Origin of the sequence: Dyella mobilis, from assembly GCF_016904945.1 — a bacterium.
Lineage (GTDB): Bacteria > Pseudomonadota > Gammaproteobacteria > Xanthomonadales > Rhodanobacteraceae > Dyella_B > Dyella_B mobilis.
This window is the reverse complement of sequence record NZ_JADIKF010000037.1, coordinates 357,945-378,591: the sequence shown is the minus strand read 5'-3', so window position 1 is coordinate 378,591 and position 20,647 is coordinate 357,945. Positions and strand designations below refer to the sequence as shown.

Here is a 20,647-nt window from a genome sequence, read left to right as displayed (position 1 = left end):
ATGCGTGGGTGGCGTAGTAGTGCCGGTCCATGTCGCTGATCGACAGTTCGGCCTTGTGGATGGTGGCGGTGAGGGCCATTGGGGCACTTGAGTGGGCGTAAACCGACTATTTTACGCGGCTTTGCCCCGGGGGGCGGAAAGACACCGGGGGCCATGCTTGGGCCGTCCGTCTTGCGGGGGCGTGCGACCCATCCTTCGCACCTGTCCCGCCATGACCGGGCAAGGCGTTGCTATCGGGCGTCAGTGCTACCAAGCTGGTTAGGTCCGCTTCCGACCCAAAGCGGACCTAGTCTCGTGTCGACAACAAAGTGGACGGAACCAGGAGCTATCCATGAGTTGGGACTTAAGCATTCAGCGTTTCACCAAGCCTTACGCTGACGCAAGCGAAATCCCGCAGGATGAGCGATGCCTGCCTCTAGGGTCACGCGAGGGCGTTCAGCGAGCTATTTCTGAAGTATTCGTCGGAACGGATTGGACCGAACCGACCTGGGGTATTTACGGGTCAGTGGATGGTTCAATTGAGTTCAACATGGGCGAGTCAGATCCAAACGAGGGTTTTGCTCTGCATGTGCGAGCCTCGACCAAGGTCTTGCCAATGATCATCGAGCTTTGCCACAGGCACGACTGGCAGGCTTTAGATTGGTCGTCCGGGGAATTCCTGGAGCAGTCGGAGAACCCGGGAGCCAGCCTTGAGGCCTGGCTAAAATACCGAGATCAGATCGTTGGCGGGAAATAGCTAGGTGTCATGAAGGCGCTGCCAGAAACTGTCACCTTCCCTTGGCTTGGAGTCTCGGTTCCGGTCCAAGTTGATTCGGATTTCGCCACTGGCGAGGAGCGGATTGCGCTAGATAACATCGGGCTGTGGACGCCGTCTCTGAAAATTTCTCTGGAGAGAGCATGCTTCGCCGACTATTTGACCAAGGTTTACGAGATCGGAGCCGAGCCTCCAACGGTTCCAGTTATTAAGCGGCCTCAGGACATATGGCGGCACATCACAATTAATTCGGTCCGCCTTGAAGGAAAGGCACATGTCATTGTGTACGCTGTTCCTTCATGGCACGAGGATTTGCATCATGAATGGTGCATCGAAGGTACAGACACTCTTCATTATGTTGTTCAGTTCCTAGCCTGTTCGGCGGAGGGCTACGACATCATTGACTCAACCAACAGCGCGCGGGGATACGACGCCGTAATTGAGCGCTTTTCCCATATACCTCAGTCATGGCCCAGCCAATGACACCTATCTAGAACCACACTCACGTCTCTTAGGTCCGCTTTCGACCCATAGTGGGCCTTTTTGCGCGACCATCTAGAACCACACTCACGTCCGCTTTCGACCCAAAGCGGACCTCAGGTAGAACTCTTAGTGGAGGCAGGAGGGAACGTGCCGCTCTATACGTATGTTGTGTCTTACCGGGGGGCTAGCCATGTTGCACAAGGAAGCCATAGCAATTTCAAGGGCTTTATTTCGACGTGGTGCAGCAACATTCCCTCTGGTGCGCTGCCCGACCTGACGCCAAGTCTTCACAAGGAGCTCGTGTCCAAGGCATATCAGGGCGACTTTATGGCCGTCCCAAACAAGGTGCATGTCTGGCGGAAGTCCATAGAGGTCGGCGGCAATGAATGCTTGGTCGTCGCGGTGCAGACTGAACGCTAGGCAGCAAGAGGCCACTACGTCCGCTTTCGACCCAAGGCAGACATCACTGCTGTCAATCAGAAGCCTATTCTCCAATTACCTCAACTGAGGTGGTCACACATGAATGAGCCTCAAGACTGGGACGAAGGTATGTTCGGAACGCTAGATCTGAATGCAGTAAGGGAGAGACACAAGCCCGACTATAAGTTCCGAGTTCAGCAGCGAATGGCCAAACCACATACGCAATTTCCTAGCCTATGCAACGTCACACAGACAACCTATGTTATTTCTGGATCAATAGAGATTGCCTCTGAGGATGGTTCAGGCGCGCGAACGATTCACGCAAACCAGTTCTTTGAATTGCCTCCGGGGAGATATCTCATCACCTATAAAGAGGCGGTTGAGTTTATCTTTGTGCTTGAATTGCCGCCGCAGGTTTGGAAGGTAGGGTGATGTCTGCTTTCGACCCGAAGCAGACATTAGGTTTAGCACATGAAGGAGTCGACGCTTATGGCATGGCAAGAGAAGTACGGCGCAATCTGGAGTCCACCGCTCGATGATGGGGATCATGTATTGCAGGAGCGCTTTCTGCCACGTCCTGACGTAGTGACGTTGATTGTCAAACGAGCGGATGGCTTCTTTACAGTATCTGTGCTGAAAAAAGCGAATGATCCACAATGGCGTCTGCCCTTTTGGAGTCCCACTGAAGTGCCTGCCCTCGTTGAGACACTTGCTGACGCCGAACAGTATTTAGCGGCAACGATGGCCATACTGGGCGAGCAGGATTAGCTTACAGAAATGAGGCAGCTTTCGACCCTCAACGGACATAATGGTTGTCAAACTAGGAGTATGGGATGGGACTGGACGCGCAGGTGATCGCCGTTGGGCGTTTCTCGCAGAACGTGGTTAGTGCCATGGAATATCCTGCTGAGCGCTATCTTGGCGTCGAAGCTGGGCAGACGGTGGTAACCAATATCTTCGTCGCGCCGCAGTCCTCGATTAGCTACGAGCTGGCTAATGCGTTTGGCGTCCACGCATTGGATCTTGGGAGGCATCATCTGGACCCTGAACGTGCGGACCTTCAGAAACTCGAGTCGATGTTTGGCGAGAAGGATGTTGCGAAGTTTGTTCTCTTGCAGAAGAACGGGTTCAACTTTTACTACCTACCAAACGCGTGAAACTAGCCTCATAGTTTGTTAACGGCGTGTTGCCGCTTCCAACCCATAGCGGACCTACCCGGGGAGGGGCGATAGGAATATGACCGACTATCCAAACATCAGACGGGTTCTATCTACTGTCTTCAACTGCGAAGACGGTCTCTCTCTCGATGTGGTGAAAGGCCTGTATGTGCGCAGCCAGGTGTCTTCGGCAAACGCGGCGGAATTTAGGCGTGAGCTGAGAGATGCGCTAAACGACCCATTCGTGTCGTGGAAGCATTTGTTGTGTAACAACGACTACGAGGTATTTGACGCCGAATCCGAGGAAGACGCTCGAAGGTTCGCCGTCGAAGTGCTTTGGGAGCCGCTCGAAGTGGAAGCTGGCTAGTTTCGTAATGTCTGCTTCCGACCCAAAGCAGACATGGTCGGCCAAGCCCCGGCTTGGCTTAACTCAGGCGTTTGACATGCTCAGAACAAACACATCGCCAAGCCCTTACTACCTCGCGTTGGCCGTATCTACTTTTGCGTGGTTAGTGGCGCTGCTTTTGTTGGTTTTAGCAGTAAGGTTCAGGGTTGCACCTGTGCACGGCGATGAGTCCGACATTGGCGTAGCAACCTTGTTTGCGCTGTCATCGCCAATCTTGGGTGGCAGCGTAGCCTTCGCATTGCCACGTCGCATAAGCAGATCGTGGCGAATGATTCTCGTGTCACCCGGCATTTTGGCTTTGGTTGCGGTGCTTGTTGCTTGCATTGGGGTTACTCATCGTCCATAGCTGTACAGGCATGTCTGACATTTCGTTCAGGGCGGACGGCCGAGCGGCGCATCGAAAGGTCCGCTTTCGACCCGAAGCGGACATTGCCTAAAGCCCCCATTTTCTCAACAAGGAATGGAACGGTCCCCGGCCTGGAGGAAAATCGATGTCTGTCGTACAACAGTTGATGGAAGTAGCTGCTTCGGATACGGATGTATTGAGAAGCCCTGACAGAAATGGAGATGATTTCAACATTTCGCGTGAAGTTGATTTTCTGTTTCGAGTAGAGACCAAGGAGAAGGCGGAAATCGTTGCGGGCTTCATCAACGATTACCAGTACGGCACCGCGATCGCGCAAGGAGATAATGGACAACACAGCGTAAGTGTGAAGATCCATATGCCGGTACAGCAAAACATCGTTTTATCAGTGTGCGGATTTATGGAGTGCATCGCCCAAATTTTTGGGGCGATGTATGACGGCTGGGGCTGCAACGCACAGAGGCGGTGATGAGTCCGCCTTCGACCCAAATCGGACATTGTCATCCATTGCTAAAGGCCGCGCGGTCACGGCGGGGTTGCCGCACAGCTTGGGTAGTAGAGAGCCCTCGGGAGCCACGCAGCTCGGGTTGCGAATGGTCTAGCAGCCCCCTAAGGTTTGTTCTTTACCCGCACTTGGCGCGGGTATAGCGGGTGCCCCATGGCGACACTGATTCAGCTCGTTCCCGATGCCCAAACCCTGGTCGATCTTCAACCCAGCGAACTGGGTGGCTACCTGCTGGAAGTGCTTACAGGTCCGAACTCCCCCGCCCAGCACGGCCTGGTGCACCTCGGAAGTTACGTGAGCCGGATAGAGGGCGAATACGACCATCGAGGCAGGCGTGAACTCCAACAGGAGCTTGCAAATTCCATCTCAGCCGCTTGGAACTGGCTGAAGGTCAACGGCCTCCTGTGCTCCGACACAGGCATCAACCCAGCCTTCGACCGCGTGACCAAGCTTGGTCGCCAGGTTGCAAATGCGAGTGGTGTCAGGGGCATGCTGAGCGAAGAACTATTGCCGAGCGCTTTCCTGCATCCGACGCTTCTGCGGGACGCTCGCCCCCTGTTCATGCAGGGGCGCTTCGAGACAGCTGTGTTCGAAGCCTTCAAGGCTCTTGAAGTAACGACACGTGCGGCCGGCAACTATGGCGCCGACAGGATCGGTGTTCCGCTAATGAGTGCCGCATTCCATCCTGACGAAGGCCCTCTGACAGATAGGACACTGGAACGCGGTGAGAGGGTCGCACTGATGAATCTGATGACCGGCGCCATAGGCAGCTACAAGAATCCCGCATCCCATCGGAAGGTTGAGATCCAGCGCGACGAAGCGCGCGAAATGCTCATCCTTGCATCACATCTTCTCAAGATCATCGACGCGAGACTGGCGGCGATCCAAGAGAAGGCTGTGCAGGGCAGCGCGCCAGCACTGGGCGGCTAAGGTCCGCTTCCGACCCAAAGCGGACTTCGCTCGAGAGTGATCTGTGGCTTCATTCTTGGGCCATTTCCGAGAGAACATATTCTCTCCCTGGTCAATCGGCAGACGTTGCTGCTTACGCCTGGATGCCAGTGGCCAATAGGGCAGTAATGTGGCAAACCCCAAATCACGGGCGCCAGCGTTTGCATTGGTCAGGACCACGACGCCACGCTGATGATCAGCGGTAAAGCCGATAAAGCTCTGGAATCCATGGGTCTCACCGCCATGCCAAATAACGTCAGGACCATCATGGCTATCGACGCCGTGTTCAGTCATCCAGATCAAACCGATTTTGGTGTCGGGGGATGTAGTCGAAGCTCTGGGTGTTTGCGCGAGTTGCATTGCGCGCTGTAGCGGCGAGGACAGCATTCCCATATTGGCCTTTAGATAGCGCAGCATGTCATCGCCCGTGCTGCGAATACCACCTGCCGCAGCGAGGGCTTTGAAGTGCCACGCAGGCACTTCCTTTCCGTTGGAATCGTGGCCCGTGGCCATGTCGGAAGGGTCACCTTCACCTACCGCCACGGAGGTGTTTTTCATGCCTAGCGGTCCAAAAATTGTCGCTTTCAATAACGAGGGATAGCTCGTGTCGGCATGACGTGCCAGCGCATAGCCCAACAGTCCAACTGCGAGATTCGAGTACTCGTAGCTGGCACCGGGTAACCTGGGTAGCGTGTAGGTAGCCAAAAACGCTTGTAGCTTGGCACGGTCGTAGTCGGCAAACGGATCAGTGAGGCTGGTCATAACCATGTTGGTTGGGTCACGTGGAAGACCGGAGTTTTGCTCTGCGAGATTAGCCAGCGTAATGACCTTTCCGTCCTTTGAAGGGATTTTGAAGTCTTGTAAAAGGGTGGACAGAGGTTGATCCAGGCGCAATTGGCCCTTGGCTACGGAGTCTGCCAGCAGGGTGGCCGTGAACGTTTTGGTGATCGACCCGATTTCATAGACCGTGGAGCCGGTGGGTGCGGCGCCGCTATCGAGTTTGCCGAACGCATAAACCGCATTCCGGTCGCCATCAACGATAGCGATTACGATCGTAGGGTTTTGTCCTGCCGCAATTCGATCGAGAATGACTTGTTCAACACGGGGCGGAATAAGGGATGGTGCCGCGACCGCGTTCATGGCGGCTAACCAAGTTATTGCGCCGACGGCAGCCAGCTTCGTAAACGTTCCCTCCCATCGACGGAAATAAAAGGCGTAACGCATAGCAATCCCGCAGGATGGGCGATTGCGCAGAACTTAAGGGTCCCGAGGAATTAGGAGCAGTGCCTAAAGTACTGTTTTTCTATGCAGCGGGGTTGTCCTTGTCGTGAATATTGTGAGTGGGGTTTATGATCTCTTGGAACGAGGAGCAAATTGTCCGCTTTCGACCCAGAGCGGACCTTAGGGGTTTGGAGGACGCATGAAGCAATTCGACGTAGTTAGGGTAACCGCAATCCGAGGCGACCGTTTCGCTGGCGGCGAGCTCTTCGACATGCGTTTGCCACTGGTCGGTGATGTCGGGACGATCCTCGAAGTATATGCAGACGCCTACGAGGTAGAGTGTTCGGATGTTGATGGATCGACCGTTTGGCTTGCCGCCATGTATCCGGACGAGATCGAGTTTGCTATGTCTAAGTAAGGGCCGCTTCCGACCCGAGACGGACCTAATTGGAGGGGCATATGCACTTCCACCCGACTTACATTACGCTCGCGCGGTGGCATTTTCGCTTCGGCATGAGCGACGCCGAGGGACGAATTTTCTGGATCATCTCGGTCGGCAGGCGGAGATAACGTGATCCATATTTACTATAGGGTAGGGGGGCATGTATGCAGCTCTGGCAACGGAGAACTCTTGGGGCGCTTGCTCTCGGCGGCAGTTTTGTGGGGCTGTCGCTCGGATTTGAGCAACTTTTCAATCCTGTTTCAGTTTGGGACAAACTGTTGCTTATTCCATTCCTTGCGCTCTACGGCTGGGGCATTTGGAGCGGCGTAGCTTTGCTTGAGAACGCCAATGGGGCTCTGCGATTAAACCGTCGTTTCTGGGCGGTCCAGATCCCTTTTCTCTCTTCGCCGATCGCGGGCTATATGTTCGCTAGCGGATGTCTTTTGTATGCCAGTTTTTATCCCGCAGACATAAGGTTCCACTTCGACGTGCGCTTCGGAAGCCAGTTTGGATATTCGTTGTTGCAGTTTGAGCAGCCGTGGGCATTCGGCATCAACTTATTCGCGGTCTGCATTTATACGTATCTGACATGGTGCATCCGTCACGAAGCATCGGCAGAGTCTTTGAGGTCCGAGATCATGATCGAGTCGACTCCATCCGCGTGAATTGATTAATGAGCGGCATGCCTGTGAGACTACGCTGGAATGTCTGCTTCCAACCCAAAACGGACACTCGCGGCAGGAGCCTGGTGGGGCGAGCTATTGTTGATCCGGGGAGAAGCAATGAAGGACCGTCTTTTGCAGGCGCTGGAGCGGTTAGCCTCAGCCGAGCTTGGGGAACGAATGCGCCGTAGATTGGGTTGCCTCGTCATTTCCTTTGCCGCGGCGATAGCATCGGTTGTCGCACATGCTGCGAGTCCCTTGGAACTCGTCTATTCGAAAAGTGGCGCCATGTGCGACCAAATGGAGCTGAAGCTTCGGAACGACATGCATTGCCGCCCTTTTGATAACGGCATTTGTGGGACGTCCCAAGCCGTAAGCTTGGGGGCTTACCCCGGAAATTCTTTTAGAAAGATTGCCGTCAATGAATACGGATACACGGAATTGTCCGTACCGACTACACCAGACGCCGGAGCGACGGCCATCGTTTATGTGGAACGGTTCCAGGGCGACCTTCATGCACGCTTGGTTGAGACATGGAAGGTGGGTAGAGATGACCTCGACAGAGTGCTGGCGATTCCCCCCGGTCCAGCAGTTGGAAGGAACGGCTCGCAAGTAGATGTCCCAAGGGAAACAAACGCGGAAGCGCTCTCAGCCATGCTCCTTCGAGGACGGAAAGTCGCGGACGAATGGTCACCGATTGTCACGATTGAGGCCCGCCAACTTTTGGTGACAAGGGAGTGCGAACATGCCACCGAATCATGGGACAATGGGCTGTATCTATGTCGTCGAATCACTGCCCTTTCCGTCTATGACATCACGCCTCATGAGCCGGTTCTTCAATGCAAGTTCCGACTAAGGAAGTGGAGGCAGAATGCTAAAGAACGGTCTATGGAATAGCGCATCCTAGTGTCCGCTTTCGACCCGAAGCGGACCTTTTGGTGGAGAGCCTTGGATGAGTAACGAGAAGCCCGACTACATCGAAGTTTCGAGGGCGGCGCACGAACTTAGCGAGCGCCATGGCTGGGAGGCTCATCTTTACGCGGAGAGATACGCGCAACAAGCTTTGGGTCAAGGGAATGTGGAGGAACACGCTTTCTGGAGCGCGGTGGTGGCGTCTCTCCGGCCAAGAGGCATAGATTGACTGCGTAAGGTCTGCCTTCGACCCACAGCGGACTTTTCGGGCTGGCCGATTGAGCAACAGCAGCAGCGTGTTCAACACCAGCGCATTGTTCAGATCGTGCCGGAACGCTGTTCAGCGGTCACCGTAATCCGCAGCCGTAGGACGTCGTTGCCAAAAGAGACGGGGGCGGCGGTAGCTGGACTGCTCGACCCGGTCGCTTTAGCCGATACGCAAGCATAGAACGAAGCGTTACTTTCGCCGGAAGTGCGCGCTGTAGGGTCGGCGCAACAGCGGGCGGCTATTGGTTAAAAGCATTTTTCAGTGACCTTCCTAGTGGCAATGATGGGCATAGATCCTACCAACACATTCTCGAATGTATGGCCCTTGGCGACGAGGGTATGCGTGTGTTGCGAAAAACCCTACAAATTAACGGGCAATCCACCTACACGAAGGCCCATCAATTTTCACGCCTTAAAGACATATCCGGTCGCCAAATAACGCGTGATCTATGTAGGGGGTCTCGGGGACATCCTTGAACTTGACGTCACTAGTTGGCGTCACTAGCGCGTACGCTAGCGAAAAAACAGCATCACCAGATCAACCGAAAGAATCAATGCCATTCGCTCTATCTAGGAATCCAGTTGCTAACAGCAAAGGGAGTCAAGCTTATGCGCGGCATAAAAGGTATCGTCGCAGTTGCACTAATGATGCTAATGAATCTTTGTTGCAATCAGTATGTCTATGCCAATGACTGGTGCACGAATCTCACTGCTTGGTTCTCTGACTGCATTTTGAATCAACAAGAAGTCGCATCAGGCGGTGGGTACGTGGTCAATCCGTGTCACATAAACTCAGAACTAAACCAACCGACGTACGTAACGCCGCGCATCTTTTACTACTTTAATTTCACCGATTATATAAAAGTATTTAATGAAAACTGGACGAGCCAAAACTATACGGCTGAATGCTATTACCCAGATAGTGGAAATCCCGACAACCTTCCCCTTAATAATGCACTAAACAATGGCGAATTGATGTGCTGTAACGTAGCTGGAGATCCTATAAACATAGGCACTGGCAATGTCTTTCGAAAGGAAGACGATTTCACCGTCGGACGATGGCTTAAATTCAGCAGGTACTATAACAGCAGCAGCTCGGTCACCAATGATGTCATCGGACAACACTGGCGACACACCTATTCACGGTCTCTTCTATACACGGCGGGAACAGCACCGTCAGTCACGATCAACGAGGAAGACGGTCGAACGACAACCTGGATACTAACGGGGACCTCTCCATCAAATACTTGGGGAACCACTATCGTCGTAGGGGACGATCTTACAGAGACCATGGATAGCAACGGGAATCCAACGGGTTGGACCCTTGTCCGCACAAAGAAAAAAATCACAGAGCAATACAATGCGGCGGGTCAACTCGTAGCCATCCAAGAAAAAGGTGGTTTTGTAACCACGCTCAAATACAGCACGGCTCAGACGATTTCGCCAACGGCCCCTGCTGCAGGGCTCCTCGTCTCCGTCACCGATGCCGCAGGAAACTCCCTTTCCTTCTCCTATAATGAACAAAGCCAACTGGCTAGCGTTACGCTGCCTAGTGGCGAAGCCTATTCTTATGGTTATGATGCGTCTGGAAATCTTACGTCCGTTACCTTTCCTGATGGGGCGTCACGCCAGTATCTGTATAACGAAGCACCTTACCTAAATGGAAGCACAGGTTCCTCGCTATTAACAGGCATCGTAGACGAAAGCGGTAATCGTTACGAGACGTACACGTACGATTCGAGCAACAGAGCTACGAGCAATCTGCAAGCAGGCGGAGTAAATTCCGTATCGATTGCATACGCATCTAATAACGCAGCATCTATCACTGATGCGCTTGGCAATCTCACTACTCGAACGTACGGCATAACGGGCGGATTGGCACAAGTAACCGGAAACAGTGGGCCGTGTATAGGTTGCGCAAACGTTGCATCCTATGCTCGTGATTTCAATGGAAACGTCACGTCAAGCACTGATTTTAACGGAAACGTCAGTCAATACACCTACGACTTCGACAACGTTCAGACGAGCCGTGCTGAAACGGTAGGAACGTCGCAGCAGCGAACATTCTATCAAACATGGAATCAAACACTTCATATCCCAACGCAGTGGTCTGTTGTAGACAACAGCGGGAATCCATTGGCAATGGTCGATTGGGTTTACAACGCGTCCGGCGAGATTACGGCCCAGTGCGCCTACGATCCAAATGTGGCTGGCAGCTACAATTATGCATGTGGGTCGGCGACTAGTGCGGTAGCTGGCGTTCGCCAGTGGTCATATTCTTACTGCACGGCAACTGGAACAAATTGCCCTATCGTTGGATTGCTCCTGTCCAGCACCGGTCCGCGCACGGACTTGTCGCAGGTCACCACCTACACTTACTCTGCTAATGGGAACGTCCAATCGGTCACCGATCCTATGGGTCACACGACCAACATGACATCGTACGATAGTGATGGGCACGTAAAATCCCTACAGGATCCCAATGGCGTAATCACAACATTCAACTATACGCCGCGTGGTTGGCTTGCATCGGTTGCCGTGGGAGGCGCAACGACAACTTATACGTATATGCCTTATGGGGCTGTCCACACGATGTCCGACCCGGACGGTGTGCAAACGACCTATGGCTACGATGCTGCCCATCGCCTGACATCGATTGCTGATGACGAGGGCAACTACATTCAATACACGCTAGATGCTGCTGGAGATAAAGTCGGAGAAGAAATCTTTGACAGCAACGGAAACCTACACAAGAGCTTGGCTCGATCCTTTAATTCGCTTGGTCAACTGATAAAAGTCGTTGACGGACTTGGGAATACAATTTTCAGCGTAAATGGTGCAGGTGGCTATGACGCGGATGGTAATCTTCTTCAAAGTGAAGACGGTTTTGGTATTGTTCGTCAGAAGAGTTACGATGCACTTAATCGACTGATTCAAACAATCGACAATTACAATGGCAGCGACTCCGCAACTCAAAACACGAAAGCCATTTACAGCTACGATAACCTGAGTAACCTCTCTCAGGTAACCGATCCATCGGGCTTAAATACGGCGTATATACACGACGCATTTGGCGACATTACATCTCAAACAAGTCCAGACTCAGGCGCAACGACAAGGACTTATGACATGGCTGGAAATGTTCTAACCAGCACAGATGCGAGGGGTATCACTGCAACCAACACTTACGATGCACTGAATCGAATCCTTACAACTACATATGCCGACACGACCAAAAACGTTACATATAGCTATGACGAATCGAATGCCGTGACTGGTTGTGCCAGCAGCGACTCCATCGGTCGGCTAACTAGAATCATTGAGACAAGCGTCACTACGATATTTTGCTACGACGCGCGCGGAAAAATCATTGAGCGTCAACAAGTGATGCCTGGCGGAAACATCGACGTCACGTTTTATTCGCTTACACCAGCAGGGCGGCTGGCCTCGATTACGTATCCAAGTGGAACTGTCGTTAGTTATGCTCGAGATGGAGACGGGCGCATAACTTCCGTCGCAGTCTCCATTCCTGGTGGAGGTGGCGCTACGGTTGCAAGCAATGTTACATACCTACCGTTCGGACCGGTCACCGGCTATACCCTAGGGAACGGACAAATCATTTCGCGCTCATACGACGCGGACTACAGACTCACTGATCTCACCAGCTCATCTATCGCGTTACACTACGCCCGAGACGTCATGGGCGATATCGTGGCGCTCGGAAGCTCCCCAGGCGCTAATCCGGCCTTGGAAACCTATGCTTACGATCCTCTTTATCGACTCACAGGGATATTTGAGTCCGCGGGAAACACACTGGAAAGCGTAACCTACAATCAATCAGGCGACCGTTTGGTTAAGACGGGTTCGGCACTTGGCACCGGCCAATACAGTTATAACTCTGGGACCCATCAACTCAATGCGATAGGGAACTCCGTTCGCACTGTCGACGCGGATGGAAACACCACCGCGGTTTCGGAAGCAGCCGGCACTTACGGGTTTGGATACGATGCTCGCGACCGCTTAACTGTTGTTCAATTGGCTGGAGGCACTGTAGGAACATATATCTATAATGCGTTTGGACAACGGATCAGTAAGCTTGTCAATGGCAATGCTAGTCGATTCGATTACAACCAAGCTGGCCAGCTCCTAAGTGAATACGGAGCTACTAATAGGGACTATGTTTGGATGGATGGAGTCCCCGTTGCAAACATTGACAACCCCGGATCGGCGGCGACGCTCGCTTATGTGATTTCGGATCAGCTCAACACCCCGCGGGTCGTAACCAATAGCGTTGGATCAGTTGTATGGCAGTGGCCATACCAAGGAAATCCGTGGGGAGAGCTGACTCCAACGTCATCGAACTACACTTACAATTTGCAATTCCCAGGCCAGTACAGCGACCAGGAAAGTATTCTAAGCAACAACTACTTTCGTGATTACGACTCGTCAAGCGGTCGGTATATACAAAGCGATCCGTTAGGTCTTGCCGGTGGAAACAATACATACGCGTATGTCGCAAATAATCCATTGAGCGCGACCGACCCCAGGGGGCAGGACGACACCTTCTGCATGTTCAATCCAACGAATTGCGGTTGGCTACCACCTCCACCTACGGACCCGAATGCAAGTAGAAACTACAATCCCAATCTGCAAAGCAATATGGGAACGGGTACCGAATTGGGCATCCTCGGTGGCATTGGCGTTGGCGCACTCGCCGTAGCCAACGTAATTGGTTTTCCTGAAGTTGAAATCGGGGAGGCAGGTGCGCTGGCAATCGGTGGCGACGGCGTAGCTACTTTGGAACTATTGGATGCAGCTGCTGGTGAGCCAGTCGCCTCTTTGGCAGTAGGCGGCATTTCTGGCGGTGGTGCGGGTGCATTGGTTGGTGGAGGCGGAGGTTATCTAGCAACAAATCCGATGTCCCTTACCACCTCGCAAGCAACGACTTCTCCTGTGTTCGGCCCCTTCCCAAATGGACCAACCATGCAATCGGATATCGGATGGTGCCCGTAATGCCAAAGAGGGAGGCAAAATGGTAACGATAAAGCGAGTCATTGGCTCCAAAGCTGTGACCTGGTTGAGCAGGAACCTTTCGGGGAATGTTGTTCTTGGGTGGCTGTTCATTGGCCTGCCAACATTCCTTGTCTTTACGTATCAAAGTCATGTGCAAGGCATTCTCTCTTCAGACCGAATAGTTGACCTTCTTTTCATCACGTCGCTTGAGTCTGGCGTGTTCGGATTAATAATGTGGTTTGCCGTTATCAAGCCTATGCTAAATCGCAAATCGCGACGTTAGATACGCTGGTTGTATGACGCCCAGTGAAGCCCAAGCCGTGGCCGCCCAAGTCGTGTCCCGGTGGCGGGAGAATCGGGCGGGCCTGCCTCTGGTCTCGGTTCCCTTTCCCGACGCGCAGGAAGCCCAGTGTCACGCCAATGCCGAACGCTACGTCGCCCTTCATGGTGGTGAGGTGGTGCGGGGCTGGCTGATCCAACATCCCGACAGCTGGCCCCAGGTTTATGTGCGCACCCATTCGGTCGTGCGCCGCCTGGATGGATCGGCCTCATTGGTGGACCCGACTCTCGCCGCCCGGGACCTGCGGGGACAGGCGTTCTTCGACCATGTCGGAGACGCCGAGGTATTCGATGCCATCAAGCTGGCGTATGCAGAACTGTTGTTACCTCTCCCCGACTGACGCCGGATCAGGCCTCCAACACAACGCTTTGAACTTCTCCACCATGTCGGCTGGTAGTGACCGTTGCGCGGCCGGTGCAGCGGCCAAGATGAGCACCGCCAAGAAAGCCGTGTCGTCTTGCTCCACCGCCAACGCGCGTTCGATGGGAGGAACCGTGACCCGCGGCATGGACAATTTAAAGGTTTCCGACTCCACAATGCGCGTCCACACCCTCCGCATCCATCGCGCGATTGCAGGGATCAGTTGAGGCTTAAAGTTGGACGGTTCCGCCCAGTCGTAAAACCAAATCGCGAGCATGACGTAGTGCTTTGGCGGAAGCGGCGCACCGCCTGACTTGAAAAGTCGGAAGCCCCGAAGCAACCCCTCCTTCATGCCACCGGTTGGATGAGGCCGATCACGGTCGGAGGGAAGGATCAGCTCGTCCATGCCGGGAAACGGCCCCCCGAGCTCTGCTTGAAGTGCGCTCACGATGTTCTCGACGTTGGGATCGAGGCCATTACACACCGCGCAGATCGCGTAGCTAAATACCGCGTCGATCAGGGTGGACGTCACCCCAGGAGTAGCCACGTCACGCGCAAGCGAGGGAATGTCACCGCGAGGAAAGTCCTGCCCTTTCATGGGCGTTCCGATGAGGTGCTTGTGCGTCGCAGCCGTCGCCATGGCTTCGACGAAACGCCACAGATGCGCAACAAACGGGCGAAGGTTGGAGTGTTCGATCGCTTTCTGGATCAGGGCTCCCCTCAGTCCAATCTCCATCGTCCAGATGGAGCCCGCGGTCAATTGATCCGGCAGCGAGGCGGTGATGCCAACGTCTTGGCCCGACAGCACTTCCGCCTCAGCCAGCACATACCACGAGCCGTCCAGGGACCAGAGTTGAGACGACAGGATGCGTTCGCTGGGTTCGGGATTGGAGCAGACACCTGGCGTCATGAACGGTGGGGTGCCTTCAATGAGGATGCCCCGTTTGCCCACATGCGAAAGCATCCACAATACCGTGTGGCGCACCAGCCGATGGCAAAACGCGGCGCGAAGCGATGAGTCCGGAGCAATGCTAGGCAACGCCTTCATCGCCTGCGCTAAACCGCGCAGTGCATCCGCCAGGTGCCCTGAGTAGGCGGCCGCCACCGACGCGTCGGCCACCAAGCCGACCGCCATGACCGACATGTCGGGAATTGAGCATTGGTCAGCTGCTGTCTTGGCCTCCAAGAACCACGACCGCGCAAGATTCCAATCGTCCACATTGGCCGCACTGATGGCTGCTTCGCGCAACGCAAAGGCGCGCTCAACGGGGTCATTCAAACCAATTTGATCCGCCACCTTCTTGGAGAGCCTTAAGGCGGTGACGTAATCCTTGGCGCGGAAGTAAATGGCCGCGCGCGCACGCGTCAGCGCGATGTCTTCACCGAGGATTTGTTCGGCACTATCGAGAACCGAAAGTGCCTCATCCCGCTCATCAGCGTATTCGTCAAACATCACCGCGCGTGAGATCCAGCATTGAACGGTGATCGATTGGATCGACCACGACTTCGTTCGTGCGGCCATGCGCGCGTAACGCTCGGCGTGGACCAAGGCCTGGGCAGGATTGGCTGGGCGATCGGCAACCCAAGGGGCCTTGATGAACGTGGAGAAATCAGCGCTTTCGATGGCCAATACGCTGAGAAACTGGTCGCGCCGTTCGGGCGTGAGCGCACTGAGCTCATCAATGATTTGTTCAAGCCGGGCGACGCTCGATATCCCTTGCGCACCTATCGCAAACAGTGTCCCGAACATATCAACATGGTTCTGACTCCCTTGCTCAAAGCGATCCGCCAAGGATTGAAGGTATTCGCTTTCGCCGCTAAGTCTACGAAACTCTTCAAGCCTCACCAGCCAATCGTCGAGATGATTGGCGATGCCCATCGTGGATAGCACCGTTGAATACGCTACGGCCTGGAACCCTCCCTCCGTGGGCTTTCGGGGAATAACCTTCATCTCCGTAAACAACGCGCGTGCACAAGACGCGATGTTGTCGCCCCGATTCGATTCACCAATCAATTTGAATTGGGCTAACCGCAGCAGCGCGGATACTGCGAGATTCTCGGCGAAGATGGGTCTATCGAACCCAAAGACCAAGAGCGCAGGAACGCTTGACCCTAATCGCGCGAGGATCGCACGCTGCGCCATGATGATGGCACAGCTTACTTTGAACAGAACGGTCGAGTTCTTCCCAGCGAGCGCATGCGCCAGGATGACATCCACGTTGTCGCCACTGATCACGTGACCAGACAGGTGATGACCGGCGATCGCGCTATGGATCGCCAATCGCTCATCGGCCGGGATCATGGCTTGGCCCGACCGGGCAGCAAGCGGTGAGACGCGATAGCTTCCCGCCGCCACCGTTTCGATCCATGGACCAATCAAGCCATCCAAATGCTCGCCGCTGCGCATGATCTCCGGCGCGACACGTGCAATCACGAACGCTAAGGCCCTATCGAATCGTCCGATCGCAAGGCTGAGTCGATAGAGCAACGAGCGAGGATCTTCACCGAGGGTTCCGACTAATGTGCGTCGCGCCACTTCAAGCTCCGCATCGATGTCGCCGCTGGAAAATCCTTTGCCCACGACATCGACAAGTTCCTCGCGCGGCCATCCACGTGCCCGCATGCCAACCACGAAAGCAAACACCAATTGCGGGTGTCCGAACGCACCGACCGCGTGAGCCACAGCCCCCCAGACCTTCGCATCGCCCCCATGAAGCCCGACCAGTTCGGTGGTCTCGTCGGCCGTGAAGTAAGGGCACTCCACGATGCAAGCAGCACTCAGGTTGAGGCCGTGAATGCTGCGGGTTAAAGGCACGCGGTAACATGTGACGACCATCGTGCAATCGCGCCGCCTCAACGCTTCGACCAATTTCACCAATGACCGCGAGATACGAGGATCATCGAGGTGGTTGAGGTCCTCTAGAACGACGGTCTTGCGCGCAAAATCTGCGCTGCGACGAAAGAGCTCGTCGAGGCGCGCGCGTGCATCCTCGACGCTGACATCACGGAGGTCTGCAATCACGAAGGCCCCGCCTAGCGCCATGGCGACGCGTTGAACCAACGAAGACTTCCCTAATCCACTGGCGCCGAACACGACGCACGCACCCTCATCCCGCAGCGCGTGAAGAATTTTCAACTCAACGTTTTCGCGCCGGATCATACCGGTGGACGCCGATAACGCCTCGCTTCGCACGATCCATCCCGGCTCTGCGATCGTGAGCTGTAACGAAGAGGCCGCGCCCGCTCCGCCCTGTGCCATGGTCGTCGCGAAGCCTTCCATTGACATCGCATCCGACCGCCGAACATACACGCCGCGCGCCCGGTCAACCGTGTCGTAGAGCGCGGCGCGCGTGAGCACGCGTTGCGCGGGTTGCTTCTGAATACTGCGCATTAAAACCTGACAAATGAGGACATCCGCCAACCCTAAGGATTCATCGGATGACAATCCATATTTGTCGCGACCCAACACGATCAGATGCTCTTCCAACTCTTGCCGCAAAACGTCGATGTTTGGACGTCCGCAATCCCAATGGATGCGCTGAAGCAAATCGTGACGCAACGCTTCATCATCCCGATCATTGACGAAGTCGCGCACAGCCTTTGGAAAATCGCTTCCCTTCAAAACTTTCCGAATAGGTTTGACATCGGCCTTCGCAGCGGCGCGACGCCAATACTGCAAACCGGCTTCACCGCGGATTCGATCCGACGTCAAATGTTCTGTGCCAAGCATGGAGGTCGTAAAATAGTGCAATGTCACATCATGCGTTGGATTGTCCTTCACGAGTTGGACAAAACTCGCGATCGCGGCGCGGACATTTTCATCTTTTAACGTGGCGACTCGCGACGAAGTGTCTTTGACCTGGGTCGCATTCAGAGCCGGGCCCGCAACCTCGGCGTAGTCTTCGGCCACTTCAAGAAATAACCTTCCGTGATCACTCAAGTCAATCCAAGCGAGCGCAGCCGCCGTGACTTGGTATGCATACCCCCGCAAAGAGTCAACGGCTTGGCGTGCCACATCGCCTTTGGGAATGGGCGCTTCCGGTTGAAGAAGACCAGGCGTGTTCGTCATGGCGCGCGTTTCACCTGAGCTGATGGGTCCGCGACCCGTTGCCCTTTTCGGTGAGCGCCAGGCGACGGGTTTGGTTGAGAGGGAAATCTACCGGTCGGACGGCTTGCTCGAAGTCTAAAGGTGACCGGCGGGGGAGCCAAGCAGGCGTCAGGACCTGCCGTTGGACCTTAAGTTCACCCGGTAAAGGCCCACTCTGCCGTTCCCTTCCCCTTGCCCAAAATCACCTCCCGATAACGGGTCCAGCGCGACACTCCGCCGAGTCTGCGTCGGGGGAAGCGGATGAATCGGGGGGGGAATTTCGCACGAAAACCTGCACTACGCCCGTGGTAATCGGTCGTGCATGCTCAAACGTCCCACCCTTCTCCTAAGGCTGCATGCGCCGGGTGCGTTCGACATCGCGCGTCCGCGTTCCGTCGAACTCCGATGTCCGTATCAATCACAACGGGGGAAATCGCGATGGCGAAAAAAAACACGAGGGAGGCATCTCCGCCGGATTGTTTGCACAGGATCGATCTGGAGGGAGGAACGTTCAAGGAAACCACGCCAAAAGACCTCAAGCACGCGTTTGCCAACTTGATGGAAACGGGATCCGTACACCTATGCGTGTTCTTCCACGGTGGCCTGGTTGATCGAGCACAGGGGTTGAAGACAGCGACAACGTTGATGCAGCCCTACGCAGACAGCGGCACCTATCCGTTTTTCTTCATCTGGAACTCAGGCCCCTGGGACGTGTTCAAGGAAATTATCGAGGGTTGCGCGTCGGATCCCGTATTCGTTGCAGCCGTGAATCAAGGCGTATTCACGGTCGCCAACAAAATGGCGATGACCGTCGATCGCCAGTATTTCCCGAAGAAGTCGCTGAAGCCCATTCCAGAGGGCACCCCGCCCATGCCGCTGGGAGAGCTCGCCGAATTCGCGAAACCCTATGACCGGGTGTGGTCGAAACAGGTGGGCGCACAGTTATCGGTCTCGCATCAGGAGCTGAATGAATTTTCGGACTTCTTGGCGACGCAACGGGCCTCCGCACGCAAAGCAAAGGCGAGCAACCTCAACTGGAAGAAAACGCAGCGTGCCGATCTTCTGCTTTGGAAGATCATCCAGCGCTTCAACTCCCACCATGACCACGGACTCTACACGACAGTGTTCGAGGAAACGTTCATGGCCGCGGGGTTGGGAAAGTTCACCAAAAAAATATGGGACCAGATGAAAGTAGACGTCGACAAGGCGTTTCGCGACGATCCCAAGGCGGGCGGGACCGCCTTTATCCAACAACTCAAGGAAGCCTGGGCGGCAAACCCAAAGTTGAAAGTGACCCTATTGGGGCACAGTGCTGGTGGCATCTACGTGCAGCGATTTATCGAAGCGCTGGATGCCGCGCTCGGCGCCTCGCGCCAACAGGTCGAGGTAATCACCTTCGCATCCGCCATCAGCTTTGAGCGAACGATGCAGGGGTTGGATGCGTTGAAGCGCCGCGTTTCCGCCCTACGCGCATTTGCCCTCACGGACGCTGCAGAGAGCGGCTACTGGGAAATCAAAGGGGTTTACGACAAGTCGTTGCTGTATATCGTCTCGTCCCTCTGCGAAGGCGATCCGGACGAAGATCGGCCACTTGTCGGTATGCGGCGCTATTGGAGTCGAAACCCACCCTACCAACAGCCCTACATCGATCCCGTGATCCGCTTCATCGCACCAATACCGGATACAACGCGGACAGTCTGGTCACCCACAGGGTCGGATGCAAAACCCGGATGTCGCTCCGATGCAAAGAACCACGGCGATTTCCCAATCGAACCCATCACGGAGCGCAGCACACGCTACGCGCTCGCAAAAGGATTTTCAGAAAGGCAGTAGCCTCGCGTCGATCCGATTGAGGCCCGATTGGCTCATGCCGCAGGCTCTGCGCCGGGAATGCCCAGCGCAGGACCTGCCGTGTCGAACGCACGAAGCGGGACGTCCGCTGCTTACAGCCACTCATGCTTGAGCGCGTTGACACCATGTGCCAATACGAATATATCGTGCTCCTTTTGATCAGAAATCCGAAGCCCTAAGTCCACGTAATCACAGCCTAGACTTGGCGCCTTGTCCAACGACCTAGGCTGCACTATGGACCCAGCATAAGACGAGCCAGGACGCGTGGATATTCACGAAGAGGTCCCTTCTGACTGGCTGCTGCCTGCAGATGGTGGAATTAGACCAGCCATGCTTACCAGTTACTCGGTCCGTGCGGCCCTAATAGGTGATACCTACGTTCCTGCGCGCGCACCTAAGGAATTACACTTAGGTGGAGAAGAACCTCCTTGCCTGCTGACATATGGACTTCGAGC

Annotated in this window: 18 protein-coding genes; 15 read left to right on the top strand and 3 right to left on the bottom strand. The window is 54.8% G+C overall.

Going from position 1 to position 20,647, the window contains the following annotated elements:
* On the bottom strand, positions 1 to 79 hold a 79-nt coding region (locus ISS99_RS07575), incomplete at its 3' end, for a YaeQ family protein (protein ID WP_204630483.1).
* Between the two features lie 252 nt (positions 80 to 331).
* Between ISS99_RS07575 and ISS99_RS07570 the strand changes: the two genes are divergently transcribed.
* The 9 genes from ISS99_RS07570 (at position 332) to ISS99_RS07530 (ending at position 5,019) form a co-directional block, all read left to right on the top strand.
* Positions 332 to 736, top strand: coding sequence for a hypothetical protein (locus ISS99_RS07570; protein WP_204630986.1), 405 nt, complete (start codon positions 332 to 334; stop codon positions 734 to 736).
* Positions 737 to 745: 9 nt separating this feature from the next.
* Positions 746 to 1,237, top strand: coding sequence for a hypothetical protein (locus tag ISS99_RS07565; RefSeq protein WP_204630985.1), 492 nt, complete (start codon positions 746 to 748; stop codon positions 1,235 to 1,237).
* A gap of 147 nt (positions 1,238 to 1,384) precedes the next feature.
* Positions 1,385 to 1,657 carry a hypothetical protein gene (locus tag ISS99_RS07560; protein WP_204630984.1) on the top strand — a complete coding sequence of 91 codons (273 nt, stop codon included), beginning with the start codon at positions 1,385 to 1,387 and terminating at the stop codon, positions 1,655 to 1,657.
* Positions 1,658 to 1,756: 99 nt separating this feature from the next.
* Positions 1,757 to 2,089: a cupin domain-containing protein gene (locus ISS99_RS07555; RefSeq protein WP_204630983.1), complete on the top strand. Its 333-nt coding sequence runs from the start codon at positions 1,757 to 1,759 to the stop codon at positions 2,087 to 2,089.
* 57 nt (positions 2,090 to 2,146) lie between these two features.
* Positions 2,147 to 2,425 (top strand): hypothetical protein, encoded by a 279-nt coding sequence (locus ISS99_RS07550; protein WP_204630982.1) that lies wholly within the window; start codon positions 2,147 to 2,149, stop codon positions 2,423 to 2,425.
* Positions 2,426 to 2,490: 65 nt separating this feature from the next.
* On the top strand, positions 2,491 to 2,814 hold the full coding sequence (locus ISS99_RS07545) for a hypothetical protein (protein ID WP_204630981.1): 324 nt from the start codon (positions 2,491 to 2,493) through the stop codon (positions 2,812 to 2,814).
* Between the two features lie 79 nt (positions 2,815 to 2,893).
* The gene (locus ISS99_RS07540) at positions 2,894 to 3,181 is read left to right on the top strand and encodes a hypothetical protein (RefSeq protein ID WP_204630980.1); all 288 of its coding nucleotides are present in this window, start codon (positions 2,894 to 2,896) and stop codon (positions 3,179 to 3,181) included.
* Positions 3,182 to 3,711: 530 nt separating this feature from the next.
* Entirely contained in the window at positions 3,712 to 4,053 is a 342-nt protein-coding gene (locus ISS99_RS07535; RefSeq protein ID WP_204630979.1) for a ribonuclease E inhibitor RraB, read from the top strand.
* 189 nt (positions 4,054 to 4,242) lie between these two features.
* Positions 4,243 to 5,019 carry a TIGR02391 family protein gene (locus ISS99_RS07530; protein WP_204630978.1) on the top strand — a complete coding sequence of 259 codons (777 nt, stop codon included), beginning with the start codon at positions 4,243 to 4,245 and terminating at the stop codon, positions 5,017 to 5,019.
* On the opposite strand, the gene ISS99_RS07525 is transcribed toward ISS99_RS07530, so the two are convergent.
* Positions 4,933 to 6,261, bottom strand: coding sequence for a serine hydrolase domain-containing protein (locus tag ISS99_RS07525; protein ID WP_204630977.1), 1,329 nt, complete (start codon positions 6,259 to 6,261; stop codon positions 4,933 to 4,935). The two genes, ISS99_RS07530 and ISS99_RS07525, sit on opposite strands and share 87 nt — an antisense overlap.
* A gap of 196 nt (positions 6,262 to 6,457) precedes the next feature.
* Here ISS99_RS07525 and ISS99_RS07520 point away from each other — a divergent pair, with 196 nt between their 5' ends.
* The 5 genes from ISS99_RS07520 to ISS99_RS07500 all read left to right on the top strand — a co-directional run bounded on the left by ISS99_RS07520 (position 6,458) and on the right by ISS99_RS07500 (position 14,234).
* Entirely contained in the window at positions 6,458 to 6,676 is a 219-nt protein-coding gene (locus ISS99_RS07520; protein WP_204630976.1) for a DUF4926 domain-containing protein, read from the top strand.
* 188 nt (positions 6,677 to 6,864) lie between these two features.
* Positions 6,865 to 7,365 (top strand): hypothetical protein, encoded by a 501-nt coding sequence (locus ISS99_RS07515; RefSeq protein ID WP_204630975.1) that lies wholly within the window; start codon positions 6,865 to 6,867, stop codon positions 7,363 to 7,365.
* A 117-nt stretch (positions 7,366 to 7,482) separates the two neighbouring features.
* On the top strand, positions 7,483 to 8,259 hold the full coding sequence (locus ISS99_RS07510; protein WP_204630974.1) for a hypothetical protein: 777 nt from the start codon (positions 7,483 to 7,485) through the stop codon (positions 8,257 to 8,259).
* 891 nt (positions 8,260 to 9,150) lie between these two features.
* Positions 9,151 to 13,554: an RHS repeat-associated core domain-containing protein gene (locus tag ISS99_RS07505; protein ID WP_204630973.1), complete on the top strand. Its 4,404-nt coding sequence runs from the start codon at positions 9,151 to 9,153 to the stop codon at positions 13,552 to 13,554.
* A 320-nt stretch (positions 13,555 to 13,874) separates the two neighbouring features.
* The gene (locus tag ISS99_RS07500) at positions 13,875 to 14,234 is read left to right on the top strand and encodes a hypothetical protein (RefSeq protein ID WP_204630972.1); all 360 of its coding nucleotides are present in this window, start codon (positions 13,875 to 13,877) and stop codon (positions 14,232 to 14,234) included.
* Here the strand turns inward: ISS99_RS07500 and ISS99_RS07495 are convergent.
* On the bottom strand, positions 14,217 to 18,323 hold the full coding sequence (locus ISS99_RS07495) for a hypothetical protein (protein WP_204630971.1): 4,107 nt from the start codon (positions 18,321 to 18,323) through the stop codon (positions 14,217 to 14,219). The two genes, ISS99_RS07500 and ISS99_RS07495, sit on opposite strands and share 18 nt — an antisense overlap.
* Before the next feature lie 423 nt (positions 18,324 to 18,746).
* On the opposite strand from ISS99_RS07495, the gene ISS99_RS07490 reads away from it, so the two are divergent.
* Positions 18,747 to 20,174, top strand: a complete 1,428-nt coding sequence (locus ISS99_RS07490) for a hypothetical protein (protein WP_204630970.1) — start codon at positions 18,747 to 18,749, stop codon at positions 20,172 to 20,174.
* Positions 20,175 to 20,647 lie beyond the last annotated feature (473 nt).

What these genes read in the sequence shown, in the direction of transcription:
- ISS99_RS07540 (WP_204630980.1), top strand. Translation starts at nt 2,894, where the DNA reads ATGACCGACTATCCAAACATCAGACGGGTTCTATCTACTGTCTTCAAC.
- ISS99_RS07535 (WP_204630979.1), top strand. Translation starts at nt 3,712, where the DNA reads ATGTCTGTCGTACAACAGTTGATGGAAGTAGCTGCTTCGGATACGGAT.
- ISS99_RS07555 (WP_204630983.1), top strand. Translation starts at nt 1,757, where the DNA reads ATGAATGAGCCTCAAGACTGGGACGAAGGTATGTTCGGAACGCTAGAT.
- ISS99_RS07505 (WP_204630973.1), top strand. Translation starts at nt 9,151, where the DNA reads ATGCGCGGCATAAAAGGTATCGTCGCAGTTGCACTAATGATGCTAATG.
- ISS99_RS07545 (WP_204630981.1), top strand. Translation starts at nt 2,491, where the DNA reads ATGGGACTGGACGCGCAGGTGATCGCCGTTGGGCGTTTCTCGCAGAAC.
- ISS99_RS07515 (WP_204630975.1), top strand. Translation starts at nt 6,865, where the DNA reads ATGCAGCTCTGGCAACGGAGAACTCTTGGGGCGCTTGCTCTCGGCGGC.
- ISS99_RS07520 (WP_204630976.1), top strand. Translation starts at nt 6,458, where the DNA reads ATGAAGCAATTCGACGTAGTTAGGGTAACCGCAATCCGAGGCGACCGT.
- ISS99_RS07490 (WP_204630970.1), top strand. Translation starts at nt 18,747, where the DNA reads ATGTCCGTATCAATCACAACGGGGGAAATCGCGATGGCGAAAAAAAAC.
- ISS99_RS07510 (WP_204630974.1), top strand. Translation starts at nt 7,483, where the DNA reads ATGAAGGACCGTCTTTTGCAGGCGCTGGAGCGGTTAGCCTCAGCCGAG.
- ISS99_RS07570 (WP_204630986.1), top strand. Translation starts at nt 332, where the DNA reads ATGAGTTGGGACTTAAGCATTCAGCGTTTCACCAAGCCTTACGCTGAC.
- ISS99_RS07525 (WP_204630977.1), bottom strand. Translation starts at nt 6,261, where the DNA reads ATGCGTTACGCCTTTTATTTCCGTCGATGGGAGGGAACGTTTACGAAG.
- ISS99_RS07565 (WP_204630985.1), top strand. Translation starts at nt 746, where the DNA reads ATGAAGGCGCTGCCAGAAACTGTCACCTTCCCTTGGCTTGGAGTCTCG.
- ISS99_RS07530 (WP_204630978.1), top strand. Translation starts at nt 4,243, where the DNA reads ATGGCGACACTGATTCAGCTCGTTCCCGATGCCCAAACCCTGGTCGAT.
- ISS99_RS07495 (WP_204630971.1), bottom strand. Translation starts at nt 18,323, where the DNA reads ATGACGAACACGCCTGGTCTTCTTCAACCGGAAGCGCCCATTCCCAAA.
- ISS99_RS07550 (WP_204630982.1), top strand. Translation starts at nt 2,147, where the DNA reads ATGGCATGGCAAGAGAAGTACGGCGCAATCTGGAGTCCACCGCTCGAT.